This is a genomic window from Microbacterium sp. LMI13-1-1.1, from assembly GCF_040815625.1.
In the GTDB taxonomy this organism is placed as follows: Bacteria; Actinomycetota; Actinomycetes; order Actinomycetales; family Microbacteriaceae; genus Microbacterium; species Microbacterium forte.
Genome location: NZ_JBFPNL010000007.1, coordinates 143,947 through 157,514, shown reverse-complemented (window position 1 = coordinate 157,514; position 13,568 = coordinate 143,947). Strand labels below are relative to the sequence as shown.

Annotated in this window: 17 protein-coding genes; 10 read left to right on the top strand and 7 right to left on the bottom strand. The window is 70.4% G+C overall.

Annotation, left to right across the window (positions count from 1 at the left end; all coding sequences use genetic code 11):
• Nucleotides 1–104: 104 nt before the first annotated feature.
• Nucleotides 105–794 carry a hypothetical protein gene (locus tag MRBLMI13_RS17075; RefSeq protein WP_367824121.1) on the top strand — a complete coding sequence of 230 codons (690 nt, stop codon included), beginning with the start codon at nucleotides 105–107 and terminating at the stop codon, nucleotides 792–794.
• 99 nt (nucleotides 795–893) lie between these two features.
• Nucleotides 894–2,090, top strand: a complete 1,197-nt coding sequence (gene dinB, locus MRBLMI13_RS17070) for a DNA polymerase IV (protein ID WP_367824119.1) — start codon at nucleotides 894–896, stop codon at nucleotides 2,088–2,090.
• A gap of 39 nt (nucleotides 2,091–2,129) precedes the next feature.
• Here dinB and MRBLMI13_RS17065 read toward each other — a convergent pair whose 3' ends face one another.
• Complete coding sequence (locus MRBLMI13_RS17065; protein ID WP_367824117.1) at nucleotides 2,130–2,456, bottom strand: hypothetical protein; 327 nt, start codon at nucleotides 2,454–2,456, stop codon at nucleotides 2,130–2,132.
• 108 nt (nucleotides 2,457–2,564) lie between these two features.
• Between MRBLMI13_RS17065 and MRBLMI13_RS17060 the strand changes: the two genes are divergently transcribed.
• Nucleotides 2,565–2,846, top strand: a complete 282-nt coding sequence (locus MRBLMI13_RS17060) for a hypothetical protein (RefSeq protein WP_367824115.1) — start codon at nucleotides 2,565–2,567, stop codon at nucleotides 2,844–2,846.
• A 24-nt stretch (nucleotides 2,847–2,870) separates the two neighbouring features.
• Here the strand turns inward: MRBLMI13_RS17060 and MRBLMI13_RS17055 are convergent, their stop codons facing one another.
• Genes MRBLMI13_RS17055 through MRBLMI13_RS17040 form a run of 4 tightly spaced genes read right to left on the bottom strand, consistent with a single transcriptional unit; the run spans nucleotide 2,871 to nucleotide 6,378 of the window.
• Nucleotides 2,871–3,164: a hypothetical protein gene (locus tag MRBLMI13_RS17055; RefSeq protein WP_042540001.1), complete on the bottom strand. Its 294-nt coding sequence runs from the start codon at nucleotides 3,162–3,164 to the stop codon at nucleotides 2,871–2,873.
• A 15-nt stretch (nucleotides 3,165–3,179) separates the two neighbouring features.
• Nucleotides 3,180–4,481 carry a glycosyltransferase family 2 protein gene (locus MRBLMI13_RS17050; protein WP_367824113.1) on the bottom strand — a complete coding sequence of 434 codons (1,302 nt, stop codon included), beginning with the start codon at nucleotides 4,479–4,481 and terminating at the stop codon, nucleotides 3,180–3,182.
• Entirely contained in the window at nucleotides 4,478–5,452 is a 975-nt protein-coding gene (locus MRBLMI13_RS17045) for a hypothetical protein (protein ID WP_367824111.1), read from the bottom strand. The genes MRBLMI13_RS17050 and MRBLMI13_RS17045 overlap by 4 nt, the downstream gene beginning before the upstream one ends.
• On the bottom strand, nucleotides 5,449–6,378 hold the full coding sequence (locus MRBLMI13_RS17040) for a WcbI family polysaccharide biosynthesis putative acetyltransferase (RefSeq protein WP_367824110.1): 930 nt from the start codon (nucleotides 6,376–6,378) through the stop codon (nucleotides 5,449–5,451). The genes MRBLMI13_RS17045 and MRBLMI13_RS17040 overlap by 4 nt, the downstream gene beginning before the upstream one ends.
• 85 nt (nucleotides 6,379–6,463) lie before the next feature.
• Between MRBLMI13_RS17040 and MRBLMI13_RS17035 the strand changes: the two genes are divergently transcribed.
• The 4 genes from MRBLMI13_RS17035 to MRBLMI13_RS17020 are packed head-to-tail and all read left to right on the top strand — an operon-like array spanning nucleotide 6,464 to nucleotide 10,585.
• On the top strand, nucleotides 6,464–7,576 hold the full coding sequence (locus MRBLMI13_RS17035) for a glycosyltransferase (protein WP_367824108.1): 1,113 nt from the start codon (nucleotides 6,464–6,466) through the stop codon (nucleotides 7,574–7,576).
• The gene (locus MRBLMI13_RS17030) at nucleotides 7,573–8,718 is read left to right on the top strand and encodes a glycosyltransferase (protein WP_367824106.1); all 1,146 of its coding nucleotides are present in this window, start codon (nucleotides 7,573–7,575) and stop codon (nucleotides 8,716–8,718) included. The genes MRBLMI13_RS17035 and MRBLMI13_RS17030 overlap by 4 nt, the downstream gene beginning before the upstream one ends.
• Complete coding sequence (locus MRBLMI13_RS17025) at nucleotides 8,715–9,737, top strand: glycosyltransferase (RefSeq protein WP_367824104.1); 1,023 nt, start codon at nucleotides 8,715–8,717, stop codon at nucleotides 9,735–9,737. The genes MRBLMI13_RS17030 and MRBLMI13_RS17025 overlap by 4 nt, the downstream gene beginning before the upstream one ends.
• On the top strand, nucleotides 9,734–10,585 hold the full coding sequence (locus MRBLMI13_RS17020; RefSeq protein ID WP_367824102.1) for a glycosyltransferase family 2 protein: 852 nt from the start codon (nucleotides 9,734–9,736) through the stop codon (nucleotides 10,583–10,585). Before MRBLMI13_RS17025 ends, MRBLMI13_RS17020 begins: the two co-directional genes overlap by 4 nt.
• On the opposite strand, the gene MRBLMI13_RS17015 is transcribed toward MRBLMI13_RS17020, so the two are convergent.
• On the bottom strand, nucleotides 10,571–11,185 hold the full coding sequence (locus MRBLMI13_RS17015; protein ID WP_367824100.1) for a cyclodeaminase/cyclohydrolase family protein: 615 nt from the start codon (nucleotides 11,183–11,185) through the stop codon (nucleotides 10,571–10,573). The two genes, MRBLMI13_RS17020 and MRBLMI13_RS17015, sit on opposite strands and share 15 nt — an antisense overlap.
• An 18-nt stretch (nucleotides 11,186–11,203) precedes the next feature.
• Entirely contained in the window at nucleotides 11,204–11,596 is a 393-nt protein-coding gene (locus MRBLMI13_RS17010) for a hypothetical protein (protein WP_367824098.1), read from the bottom strand.
• A gap of 127 nt (nucleotides 11,597–11,723) precedes the next feature.
• Between MRBLMI13_RS17010 and MRBLMI13_RS17005 the strand changes: the two genes are divergently transcribed.
• From MRBLMI13_RS17005 to MRBLMI13_RS16995, 3 genes are read left to right on the top strand one after another with little or no spacing between them, the layout of a single operon-like run.
• Entirely contained in the window at nucleotides 11,724–11,975 is a 252-nt protein-coding gene (locus tag MRBLMI13_RS17005; RefSeq protein WP_157549987.1) for a hypothetical protein, read from the top strand.
• 1 nt (nucleotide 11,976) lies between these two features.
• Nucleotides 11,977–12,696, top strand: a complete 720-nt coding sequence (locus MRBLMI13_RS17000; protein WP_367824096.1) for a histidine phosphatase family protein — start codon at nucleotides 11,977–11,979, stop codon at nucleotides 12,694–12,696.
• Nucleotides 12,680–13,540 carry an ADP-dependent NAD(P)H-hydrate dehydratase gene (locus MRBLMI13_RS16995; protein WP_367824094.1) on the top strand — a complete coding sequence of 287 codons (861 nt, stop codon included), beginning with the start codon at nucleotides 12,680–12,682 and terminating at the stop codon, nucleotides 13,538–13,540. Before MRBLMI13_RS17000 ends, MRBLMI13_RS16995 begins: the two co-directional genes overlap by 17 nt.
• Nucleotides 13,541–13,568: the final 28 nt, after the last annotated feature.

Genomic DNA, 13,568 nt, shown 5'->3' with positions numbered 1-13,568 from the left:
TGTAAACCACGCGCGCTTACGGCGTAAGCCTGGGCCTTATACGCGCAAGTCGGCCCGCGAACAACCGCCTTCTTCGAACGGCGGCGAATCCCTACCGTCGCAGCATGAGCGCAACCAACAGCACGCCAGATCCCCGTCCGGCCCGCGAGGTCGGCACCCCGGTCACCGCGAAGGGCTCCGAGCAGGTCATCGTGCCCGCGGAGCGCGTCGCCGTGCCCGCATCGGAGCACGACGTCGTTCATCGGGGAGAGGTCCACGACCGCGAGAAGGCCGAGTTCGGAGGGTTCAAGTTCGGATCGGCGTTCTTCGGCTGGTTGACCGCGATGGGAGCCACTGTGCTGCTGACCGCACTCGTCTCGGCGATCGGCGCAGCCCTCGGCCTCGGCGGCGATGTCACACCCGATGAGGCGGCGGAGGCCGCGGTGGGCGGCGGCGCCATCATCGCCGCGATCGTCATCGGCCTCGTGCTGCTCATCGCCTACTTCGCCGGCGGATACGTCGCCGGCCGCATGGCTCGTTTCAGCGGAGCCAAACAGGGCATCGCGGTCTGGATCTGGGCGATCGCCATCGCGATCGTCGTGGCCGTCTTCGCCGCGATCGCCGGATCGCAGTGGGACATCCTCGGCAACCTGCAGGGCTTCCCCCGCATTCCGGTCACTGCCGAGACGGCGACCATCACCGGCATCCTCACTGCGATCGGAGCCGCCGTCGTCACCCTCGTCGGCGCTGTGCTCGGCGGCCTCGCGGGAATGCGCTACCACCGCAAGGTCGACCGCGTGGGCCTCGGGGCCTAGGCCCGGCCGAGAGGCCGCCCGCCGAGCGGTCGCCCTGCTTCCGAGCTGAGCCGATGTCCCCGGTGCGTGCGACGATCTGCACGTCGACGGGAGAACAGGATGCGGGGCGAAGCCACCGTGCTGCACGCCGACCTCGACGCGTTCTACGCCTCGGTCGAGCAACGCGATGCCCCCGAACTGCGCGGCCGACCGGTCATCGTCGGCGGCGGCGTCGTGCTCGCTGCGAGCTATGAGGCCAAGGCGCGCGGAGTGCGCACGGCGATGGGCGGACGACAGGCGCTCCAGCTGTGCCCGGATGCCGTGGTCGTCCCCCCGCGCATGGAGGCGTACTCCGCAGCCAGCAAAGACGTGTTCGCGATCTTCCGCGACACGACGCCGCTCGTCGAGGGACTCTCGATCGACGAGGCCTTTCTCGAGGTCGGGGGCCTCAGGCGCATCGTCGGCACCCCCGAAGAGGTCGCCGTGCGCCTGCGCGCACGGGTCCGCACCGAGGTCGGGCTGGCCATCTCGGTAGGCGTCGCCCGCACGAAGTTCCTCGCCAAGGTCGCGAGCGCCGTCAGCAAGCCCGACGGGTTGCTCGTGGTCGAACCCGAACGCGAAGAGGAGTTCCTGCTCCCTCTGCCGGTCGAGCGGCTGTGGGGCGTGGGTGCCGTCACCGCCGAGAAGCTGCAGCGCTACGGCATCCGCACCGTCGGTCAGCTGGCCGAGCTCGAGTCCGCCACCGCCGAGCGGATGCTGGGCAGGGCCGTCGGTGCGCACCTGCACGCCCTCGCCCGCCTGCGGGATCCGCGCCCGGTCGACACGACCCGGCGCCGAGGATCCATCGGCTCCCAGCGCGCCCTCGGTCGAGGGCCGCGCTCGGCCGAGGAGCTCGACCTGATTCTGACGCAGATCCTCGACCGACTCGCGCGGCGGCTGCGCGACGGCGACCGGGTCTGCCGCTCGGTGGTGCTGCGGCTGCGCTTCGGCGACTTCACGAAGGCGACCCGATCACGCACGCTCGGATCGGCGACCGATCGCACGGCGATCCTGCTCACGGTGGCTCGAGCGCTGCTCGCCGCCGCCGGGCCGGAGATCACCGAGCGTGGCATCACGCTGATCGGGCTGTCGCTGTCGCACCTCGACAGGGCAGACCGCGTGCAGCCCGAACTGCCGATCGACTGGGGCGACGAAGAACGGCTCGACTCGGTGCTCGACACCCTGCGCGACCGGTTCGGGGCGACCTCCGTCTCGCGTGCGGCGCAGATGGGCCGCGATCCGGGTTGGTCCAGCCCGATACTCCCCGAGCACGAGTGACGCGAGGGAGGCATCGCAGGTGCTGCAACAGCGGCGTGTTTAGCCGAGGTCGTAAGGGGTGTCGTCCCGCATCTCCACCGGAGCACCCGTGGGCGACTCGACGCCACGCGTGAGGGTGCGCAGCCGGTCGACGAGCTCGGGGGCTTCGAGTTCGGGGCCGCTGCCGGGCACCTGCTTGGCCACGATCTGGCTGGCGGGTCCGATCAGGAACTTCGCCGTGACGACCGAGCCGTCCGGCTCCTGCACCGGTATCTCCACGAGTTCGGCGCGTTCTTCCTCACCCAGCGCACGCCCGTATGACAGCAGCGCATTTGCGATGTCGTCCCCCGTCAGATACGCGTCGCCGCCATAGATGATCGTCTGCATAGTCCCGTTCTAGGGCAGTTCCTGCTGATCCGTCCGCCCCTTGCCCCGGTGCAGTGCGACTGGTAGCGATTTGCGAAGGAAGCCCTTGTGCCTCGTAATGTGGATTGCATGGCAGAACAGAAGACGATGGTGCAGACGGAGATCCTGGCCGACGGCGTGACGTATCTTCTCGCTCAGGATCAGGACCTCGGCGAGCTCAAGCGCCGCATCGAAGACGCGATCGCGACGGCCGGCAGGTTCGTCGATTTCGTCGTCGTCGGCAATCGTCAGGTGAGCCTTCTGGTCACGCCCCGCTCGCAGGTCTCGATCGCTGTGGCGACCGTGCTCTTCGACGCCCGCGACACGGGAGACGTCGACTTCCCCTACGGCGGCCACTACGACCTGCTCTGACCGCGGGCGACGGGGCCGTCGGGCTCAGAGCTGGTCGAGCACCAGTTCGCCCCGCGAGTTCAGCTGATCCATCATGTGAGCGACCCGCGCGGGGTCGATCGCGTGCACGGTCGGAAGATCGAACTCGAACACCAGCGGGATGGCGGGGTGCACCCAGATCGTCAGGCGGCCCGATGACGCCTCCGGCTTCGGCAGCCAGGTCATCATGAAGCTCTCGTTGCGACGAAGCTTCGTGCCGATCACGATCTTCACGTGCGCTAAGGTCACTTCTTCGATCTCGATCGCCGGCCGCGAGCTGTTGTACTCCAGTTTCCCCATAGGAGAACTGTACGCTCAGCAGAACTGATCGCGTGCACCCCATCCTCCGACCCAGGCCTCAACCCTCGGGTCTGAGCGCAGGAGGTGGATGCCGTCCGCGACGGCACGGTGCGATTCGAAGGCGTCTGACGTGCCCCACCGCACGGCGCGACGCATCGCCCGCCGCGAGCGCAGCACGCCCAGCGACGAGCCCTCGGCATCGACGAGATCGACCCCGCCGACATCGCCCGTGCCGAGACCCGCGATGCGCTCGGTGATCCAGTCCCGCTCGAGGACCACGACCGGTCGATCGAGCTCCCAGATCACCCGGGCGTCGAGCGGGCCATCGTCGACCGTGATGCGCGGGTCGCCCGCGAAGGCGGTCATCGTCGCATCGACCACCACTCGCGCCAGCGGGAACGCGGCGAGGATCGAATCCACGGCGATGAACAGCGCCTCCGGGGTGTGGGTCCCGCGCAGCCTGACGACGAGGTCGGGCACGTCCGACAGCAGACCTCGCGGGGCGGAACCGCCGACCGGAATCGATGAGACGAGCGTCATGCTCTGGGCGTTCGCCCGCTCGAGCCCCGAACTGCTGCGCTCGGCCCACTCGGGGCCGTCGTGCCACGCCACGGCCGTGGGCACGTGGGCCAGCACGGCACCCGCCTGCCACATCCGATGCGCCCACTCCCAGTCCTCGCCCCCATAGGCCGAGAAGGACTCGTCGAATCCGCCGGTCTCGTCGAACAGGCGGCGCGAGCAGGCGATCACCGCGCCGATGACGAACCGGTATGACCGGTCATCGGCGTCGAGCAGATCGCGGCTTCGGGCGTACTCCTGCGCGAGCCACGCCGGCTCGGGGAGCTCACGGTCGACCACCGCCTCGAGCACGGGGGTCTCCGGGGCGATGCCCGAGAAGTCCGCGTGCCGACGGCGTCCGACGGTGACGGCCTCGGGAAGCAGCGCGGGAAGCCGGGTGAGCTCTCGCACGTACCCGGGTTCGGGGGCGGTGTCGGCATCGAGGAAGCAGAGCACGTCGCCACTGCTCGCGCGCACGCCGAGATTGCGTGCGGCCGCGAGCCGGAAGCCCCGGTCGTCCTGGCGCACGAGGATCACCCCGTCCGGCACGCGGACATCGCCGGCGGAGCCGTCGTCGGCGACGACGATCTCGAGAAGCTCGTGCGGATAGTCCTGCACCGACAGGGCGGACAGCGTGCGGGCGAGCTCGGCCGGCTGCTCATAGTGGGCCACGATCACCGACACTCTCGGCAGGGTCTCGGGGTCGACGCCGTCGAGCGTGTCCCACCTGTTGCCGACGACCCAGGGCCGCCGCGTCACCGGGCCAGCCCTCTCCACCAGCGCACATATGCCTCGGCAGCCTCCGGCCACGACATCGGCAGCCTCGTCAGCCCGTGCCAGGTCGACTCCGGGTGCTCGAAGGCGCGCCGCACCGCCACCGCGAGCTCGGGTTCGTCGACCGTGTGCAGAGTCCCGGGGCGCAGTGTCGCCATCTCGTCCATGTAGCGGTTGCGCACCGCGACCGGTCGGCGACCCCAGCCGATCCACGACGCCAGGGAGCCGGATGCCGACACATGACGATGCGCGATCACCGGCACCGACACAGCGCGGCCCCGCCGCGCGATCTCCGCGTCGTCGAGCCAGCCTGTCACCTCGACCTCCACCCCGAGGTCACCCGCCCGGCGCACGAAGTCCTCCAGTTCGGCGGCATGCCCCTCCGAGGCGCGGCCGAGAACCGTCATCCTGCCGATGCCCGCCTGCGCGGCCGCGCGAGCCGCCTCGTCATGTCCCTTGCCGGGATAGAAGTAGCCGAGCACACCGACCGACCCGTCCGTCGGCATCCGCCCCGCGTCGGTCTCGAGGTCCACCGGCAGCGGAATGCTCGCCGCCGGTCCCGACCAGACCCCCTCTTCACGGAGCAGCGCACGCTCGTGATCGCTGTTGACGGCCACCCCTCGCGCCGCCGCGGCCACGGCTGCGTAGGCCTCCCGCCGACGGGGCAGATTGCGCTCGCCGTCCGACGCCTGCGGCACGTCGTGCAGGGTGACGCTGACCGGCCGCCGCGCGGCGAGAGCGGTGAACGCCTGCGACGCCTGCTCGGGAGAATCACCCCACAGACGATCCGTGAAGTGCACGTGCAGCGCGGCATCCGCGGGCGTCGCATCGAGATCGGCCGCGTCGATCGTGCGGATCGACGGCTCCTGTGCCCGTACGGCGGAGGCCATCTCACGCCCGTACATGGCGACGCCGTGGGTTCCGGCGTGCACGAGCAGCAGCGGAGCGGCGCTCATCGCGTCCGCCACACGTCGAGCAGAGGGGCGAGGCGCGTCAGGGCGGCATCGACGAACTCGGGGTGGGCGGCGTACCACTCGAGGTGGGCGGCCCGCACCTCGGCGTCATCGATCGGTGCGCCGTCGACGATCCAGTGCGCGCGCGGCTCGTCGGTCAGCTCCCACGCCTCGACGACCTCCGGGTGCAGCGGCGCCCGCACCGAATTCAGCAGCGGACGCCCGGGATCGGTCGGGCCGCCGGTGTGGCCGAGGGCTTCGAGCAGGCGAGCCCCCAGCGGCATCCACACCGCGTCGCCCGGGTGGTTGACGGTGCGCGCGTGATCGGCCGTGACCGAGTCGAACAGGTCGGAGACCCGCACGTCGGCGCTCTGCTCGCGGACGCGCAGCGTGTCGATCGACGACTCCCCCACGGCACGCACCTCGTCGGGTGCGAGCGCGGCGACGACCGGGATGCCGGCGGCGGCAGCGAGCGTGCGGATGTCGTGATAGGCCACGATCGGCGGGTCTCCTTCGACGCCGGGCACGCGGATCGCGGCTTGGAACGGATGCAGGCCCGCGAAGCGCACCGGCGGCACGGTCAGCACGCGGGCATCCGTTGCCGCGGCGATCTGGCGCGTGCCCAGAGGCAGATCGCGATAGTCGTCACGGATGGGCTGACTCACGACGGCGTCGGCGGTGCGGACGATCTCGTGCAGGCGCGTGGCGTCGTCGGCGGTCATCTCGTGCACGGCGGGTACGCGCACGAAGCGGTGCTCGGGAGCGTCCATCACCATGCGCAGCGATTCGGCCTGGCAGTTGCCGAGGACGACGCCGTAGCTTTCGGGAAGCGGAGCCAGACCGTAGAACTCCGAGTAGTGTTGGCGGCGCGCTAGCACCAGGGAGCCAGCCGGCGCAACGGCCGTGCGTAGTTCGGGATCATGGCTCATGATTCGAACGTACCCCCTCGATCTCATCAGTCTTGCGTCCCCATTGCACCGCGGTCTCTCCGTCATCGCGATACACGCACGTCGGGTGCTCAGCCCGCCAACGGAGAACCACATCGTCACCGAACCCGCCTTCATTCGCGTCGCCTCGATCCCGGCCGCCCACCCCTACGTGCGCGCGATCACCGACACACGACGTGTGCGTGTGCTGCCCGACCCTGCTGTTCCGGGCGCGCCGGCCGACGTGTGGTGGCCGCCGGTGGCGCTCACCTCGCAGTGGCTCGCGTCACACGGTGCCGACTTCGACGTGCTGCATGTGCACTTCGGGCTCGAGTCGTTCTCTCCCGACGAGCTGCGCGAGGCTCTCGAGACCGCGCACCGGGTCGGCAGGCCGATCGTCTACACCGTGCACGACCTGGAGAACCCGCAGCTGGTCGATCAGCGGCCCTATCGTGAACTGCTCGACGTGATCATCCCGACAGCCGATCACCTCCTGACGCTCACCTCGACGGCAGCGGACGAGATCGAACGCCGGTGGCACCGCAGCAGTCGGGTGCTGGCTCACCCCACCCTGCTCGACGCCGCCGCCGTGTCCGAGCACGCGGTCGACGAGACCCTGCGGGTCGGAATCCACCTGCGAGACCTGCGCCCCAACATCGCCGCCGAGCGTGCGGTGCGCGCAGCCGTCGATGCTGCCGCGCTGCTCGCACAGACAGGGCGAGCCGTCGAGTTCGAGCTGCTGATGCACGAGCGCGTCCGCGATGACGCGACGGCAGCTCGCGTGTCCGCGGTCGCCGAAGAGCACCCCGCCGTGCGAGTGCGGCGCACTCCGCGTCTGAGCGACGCCGGCATCGACGCGTGGATCGGAGGACTCGACCTCTTCGTCCTGCCCTACCTGCACGGCACGCACTCCGGGTGGGTCGAGCTCTGCTACGACCTGGGGGTTCCCGTGGCGGGAACCGACGTCGGGCACATCAAGTCCCAGCATCCGGACGACTTCTTCGTCATCGACCTCGACGACCCGCAGACGCTGGTCGAGGCCGTGGCTCTCGCCTCCGATGCGCGCGCCTCGTCGCCCCGTGCGTCGCTGGTCGAGCGGCGGCGCTCTGAGAGAGTGGCCGAACGGGAGGCCGTGCGCGACGCGCACGCCCTGCTCTACGCCACCGCACGCGCCGAGATCTCGACGGAGGCACGCGCATGATCGGCCGCGAGCGGTTGCGGGTGATGGTCGTCGCCCCCGAGCGTCATGCCCTCCGACAGCCGCACGCCGGCGGCCTGGAGGCCGTGGTCTGGAACCGCGTGCGCTGGCTGCGCAGCCGTGGCCACGACGTGCAGCTCTGTGCGGCCGAAGGGTCGGACTTCCTGGGCGCCGACATCGATCTGCACCTGCCGAGCCCCCGCTGGCATCAGTCGCGGGATGCGTCCGACACCGACTTCCCCGAGGGCCACCGCCGGCTGATGACGGATGCTTTCGCGCGCGTGCGGGATCAGCTCGACTCCCCCGCGACACGCGTCGATGTGATCGACAATCACAGTCTCCACGGGGATCCGATCCTCTGGAGCCGTGACATCGGGGTGCCGGTCGTCACCACGCTGCACACGCCGCCCCTCGCCGACATGGTGATCGCCTCGAACGCGCTCACCGGCTCCTCGCCGCACCGCTTCCTCGCGGTCAGCCAGTACACGGCGCGCGCCTGGTCGGCCGAGGGCGTCGAGGCGTTCGTCTTCACCAACGGCGTCGACACGGCGCAGTGGAGCCTGGGGCCCGGCGGAGGCGACTGGGTGTGGTTCGGACGGATCGTGCCCGAGAAGGCGCCGCACCTCGCCATCATCGCCGCGCTGCGGGCAGGCGCGCGCCTGAAGCTCGCCGGCCGCGTGGGCGATGCCGCGTACTTCGATCGGGAGGTCCGACCGCTGCTCGGCCACGGCATCGACTATGTCGGAGCCCTGCGTCAGCCCGAGCTCTCGGCCCTCGTCGGGGCAGCATCCGTCGCTCTCGTGACCCCGGTGTGGTCGGAGCCCTTCGGACTGGTGATGGCCGAGGCGCTCATGACCGGCACGCCCGTCGCCGCCTTCGACTCCGGCGGCACCAGCGAAGTGCTGGCCGGAATCCCCGGCACCGCCATCGTGCCCTCCGCCGACACCGATGCACTCGCCCATGCCGCGACGGCGCTGGTCGAGCAGACGCGGCTGGGGCTGTCGCGTCGGGTCGTGCGCGAGGCCGCCTCCGCGCGCCACTCGCTCGATCACAGGCACCGCGAGATCGAGCGGGTCCTCACCGTCGCCGCTCAGAGCGCGGTGCCTGCGCACAAGCTCGCCGACGCAGAGGCGGTCGGAGCATGATCGGCTGGTACGTGCATCATCACGGCTGGGGCCACATGACCCGGATGCAGGCGATCCGCCCGCACCTCGGAGGCGAGGTGACGGTGTTCTCGAGCCTTCCCGAACCCGCCTCGTTGCCGCCGGAGACCATCTGGGTGCAGCTGCCCTCCGACTCCGACGCCGTCGTCGGGCCCGACGGTGTGAGACGCGAGGCGCATGAGCTCGGCGATGTCACAGCCGGGGGTACCCTGCACTGGGCGCCGCTCGGGCACCCTGGCCACCAGGCCCGCCTCGCGGCGATCGCGGAGTGGGTGGCGATTCACCCGACGTCCGCATTCGTCGTCGACGTCAGCGTCGAGGTCACGATCCTGGCTCGTCTGCTGGGGCTGCCGACGATTTCGGTCGCGCAGCCGGGCGATCGCACCGACGCTCCGCACCGTCTCGGGTACGACCTCGCCGACCGCATCGTGGCGCCCTGGGCTGCGGGCACGATCCCCGCGAAAGCCCTCGACGGTCGCGAGGACCGCGTGCGATCGGTCGGCGCGATCTCGCGCTACGACGGCCGCGCTCGCACCGACGCCGCCCCAGACGCAGACGACGATGTGCGCCGCGTGCTGTTCCTCGGCCTCGCGCTCGACCTGGTGCGGCTCGCGCAGACGAGGGAGCTGCTGAGCGCAGACGGATGGGTCGTCGAGAACGCAGGAGCGGGCAGCGACGATCGCATCGACGACGTGTGGCCGCTGCTGCGCCGGGCCACGGTCGTCGTGAGCGCGGCGGGTCAGAACAGCATCGCCGACCTCGCGGCCGCGGATGCCCGAGCTGTCGTCATCGCCCAGGAGCGACCCTTCGACGAGCAGAGGGAGATGGCCCGCGTGCTGGCCGCCCACGGGCTCGCCCAGACCGTCGCGGCTGACGCGTCGCCCGCCGAGGTGGTCGACAGCATCCGGCGCGCGGCCGACACCGCTCCCCGCTGGGACGTGTGGCAGGTGTCGGGTTCTGCCGCACGAGCCGCGGCCGCGATCGAGGAGCTGGCACGATGAGCATCCGCGTGGCCGTCATCACCCCGGCATCGGTGAACCGTCTCGACCACCTGCAGCGCCAGCGCCGGTTCCTCACCGAGGTGCGCACGCCGGGCATCGAGGTCGTGCGTGTCGAGGCGTGGCTCGACGTCGACGCACCGCCTGCAGTGCCGTCACCCCTGTCCGTGCATGTGCCGCCCGGCCGCGACGGCATGCGCGTCGGTGCGGCGCGCAACGCCGCCGCCGCGCTCGCGCTGGATCACGATGTCGACCTGCTCGTGTTCCTCGATGTCGACTGCCTGCCGGGTCCGGACCTGCTCGAGAGATACGTCGACGCAGCACAGGACCACCCGCACGACCTGCTCTGCGGACCGGTGACCTACCTGCACAGCGTGCAGCGTCCGTCGACGATGCTCGACCTCGGCACCATGACCCGACCGCATCCGGCTCGTCCCCTGCCACCGGACGGCGACGTGGTGACGGCGACCGATGACGAGTTCGATCTCTTCTGGTCGCTGTCGTTCGCAGTGACCGCTGAGACGTGGACGCGTCTCGGCGGCTTCGACGAGGCGTATGAAGGGTATGGCGCCGAAGACACCGACCTGGGCCGGCGGGCTCGGTCTCTCGGCATGCGAGTGCAGTGGGTCGGCGGCGCGCACGCCTACCACCAGTGGCACCCGGCCGGTTCTCCGCCGTGGCGCCACCTCGACGACATCCTGCGCAACGGCGCCCTGTTCGCCGAGCGCTGGGGCGAGTGGCCGATGCGCGGCTGGATAGACAGCTTCATCGAGGGCGGCGCGGTCGAACCCCACGGCGACGGATATCGCCGGGTCGCATCGGGCACCGGCGTTCGCTCAGTCCAGGCGTGAGGACAGCTCACGGATGATCTCTCCGACCTCTCGCTCCGCACCCGCGACGCGCTCGACCTCGGCCTCGAGATCGGCCAGCGTCTCGGCGCCGTGACGACGCGCGATCTGCAGGTTCGCGCGAATGTTCATGGCTCCCCCCGACAATCCGGCACGGAGCGCCTCCGCCGCCACCGCGAGATCGACGACGATATGCGGGTTGCCCGCCTCGACGAGCACGCGCACGTCGCGCAGCATGGCCACGCCGATCACTCCGACCTGCGCCGCTGACCAGGCCGCCTCGACAGCGGCGTTGCGGACGCGCTCATCGCGGGAGGGGTCGTCGCTCGGCAGAGCGAGCGCCGCCCCGAAGCTCGAAGAGACGACGCCATCCGCCTCGACCGCCCGCAGAGCCTCGGCCCGCTGCCGGGCGAGGCGGTCGACGATGTCCGCCGCTCGCGGATCGTCATCGGAATACCCGCCGACCATGCTCATCAGCGAGGCGGCGATCGCCAGCATCACACCGGACGCCGCACCTCCCCCGGGAGAACCCGTCGGTCGACTCAGTGCGTCCAACCAGTCATCCAGAGGGGTGGACGGGGGGATGTCGGCGGAGTCCCGCATGAGCGTCACACTATCGAGCTAGGACATCAGCAGCGGCAGCAGCGACACGACGAGTCCGACGAACCCTACGCCGGCGAACACGATCCCCAGGGTCAGGATGACGCGCCGTGTGTGAGGCGGTTCGCCCACCCGCGCACGGGCGGGGTTGTTCGCGCTGACCACTCCGTCGGCCCAGCCATCATCCGCCGTGGCGGCCTCGTGCCTTCTCAGAGGCCTTTCGTGAAAGTCGCCGCCGGCGAACCAGCGGCCGATCAGAGAGCCCTCGCGCTCGATGACCGCGATCTCGATCGGCAGCCACGCTCCCTCGACCGTGCGGATGAGGAACGCCAGCAGAAGCAGCGGCAGACCGATGCCGAGGCCCACCCAGGAGAGCACCTCACCGACGAGAGCGAGAGTGTCCAAGACCTGCATCACCCCATCGTAGAGAGTGCCGCCCGCGCTCGGCGGCGAAACCGCTAACCACTGCGCGCCCCGGGCGCAAGGCCCTCTGCACACTCGACCGTCTCGCCTAACGTCGCCCACGAGGGGAAGGAGAACCGTGAGAACTCATATTGAGATCGACGGCAGAAGCTTCGTGCTTCAGGACGATCAGCCCCTGAACGAGATCATGGCTGAGATCGAAGCGGCTGCGTCCTCGCCGCCGGCGTTCGTGACCCTGTCTGCCGAGGGGCGCAGCATCAGCGTGCTCATCCGCGCGACGACACGGGTGGTGATCTCGGTCGAGAAAGACGACCACGTCGAGCAGGACCACGGCCCGTGGAGCCTTCCGTTCGACGAATGGGAGCTGTGACGTGGAAGAGCTGTGGCTGGTCAGGCACGGAGAGAGTGTGGGTAACATCGCCGCAACCGCGGCCGAGGCAGCGCGCGCAGAGATGATCGAGCTCGCGAGCCGAGATGCCGACGTGCCGTTGTCGGAGACAGGTGCAGAGCAGGCGCGGGCGCTGTCGGCCGCACTGCACGGCGGCGCCATCTCGCCGCAGGTCGCCTGGTTGTCGCCGTACCTGCGTGCACAGCAGACGTTCGCGCTCAGCATGGAAGACGCCCCGGCCGTCGAGCAGGTGCTCACCGACGAGCGACTGCGCGACAGGGAGCTCGGCATCCTCGATCTGCTGACGCGGTGGGGCGTCGCCGCGCGGCACCCCGAGGAGGCCGTTCGTCGCGCACGTCTGGGCAAGTACTATCACCGGCCACCCGGTGGCGAGTCCTGGGCCGACGTCGCGCTTCGTCTGCGGTCGTTCCTGCATGATGCACTCCATGCGGATGCGCGAGTGGGACTGGTCGTCGCCCACGATGCGGTCGTCATGCTGCTGATCGCGCTGCTGACCGGGATGGACGAGAAGCGCCTCATGGAGTTCGCGTCCGCGAACACCGTCCTCAATGCCTCCGTGACGCGGCTCCGGTTCGACGGCGAGCAGTGGCGACTCATCGACTTCTCGGATGTGAGCCACCTCGAGCAGCTGGGTGCGGCGGTCACCGTGCACCCAGGGAGCCCCGATGTCCGTCCCGAGTGAGCCGACGACCGTCACGCCGCGGCTCTTGCAGCAGTGGGGACTCCCCGACCCCGGCGACTCGAAGAATTCCCGGGGAACCGCGATGATCATCGGCGGCTCCCCTCTGTCGGCGGGCGCGGTCGTCCTGGCCGCCGAGGCGGCGCTGCGCGTCGGAGCGGGAAAGGTCGCCGTGACGACCGATGCCGCCATCGCCGATGTCGTGCGCATCACCGTGCCCGAAGCAGGGATCTACGAGTCGCCCGGTGCAGACGAGCCGACACCGGATGCCCTGAGCACGGCCTACGACGGGGCCGATGCGGTCCTGGTCGGGCCGGGGTTGGATGATCCGGAGCATGCCGCCGAGTGGCTGCGGCGGCTGGCAGGCCACGACATCGCCTGCCTCGTCGTCGACGCCTTCGCCGTCGGAGCCGTGAGAGAGGTGCCGCGGTCCGATCTTCCGCGGTCCCTGATCATCAATGCCAACCTCGACGAAGCAGAGCTGCTGCTGGGGCGCCCTGTCGATGACCTCTTCAGCGACCTTCGGCCCCTCGCACGAGAGCTCGATGCCGTGATCCACTGCTACTCCGCGGTCGTCGCACCGTCGGGTGCGGTGTGGCGCCTCGACGCCGGCGGACCCGGCCTCGGCACCGCCGGATCGGGAGACGTGGCCGCAGGCACCATCACGGGTTTCGCGGCCCGAGGGCTCGACCCGGAACGCGCTGCGGTGTGGGGGGCCTGGGCACATGCCCGCGCGGGCGACCGGCTGGCCGAGCGGATGGGCCTCGGGTTCCTCGCCCGCGAACTGGCCGGAGAGCTCCCCGCCGTGGTGCTCGAGGTGCAGGGTGCACGCGACGCCGGCGACTGACGCGACGATCTGCGGCACCCGGGAGCCG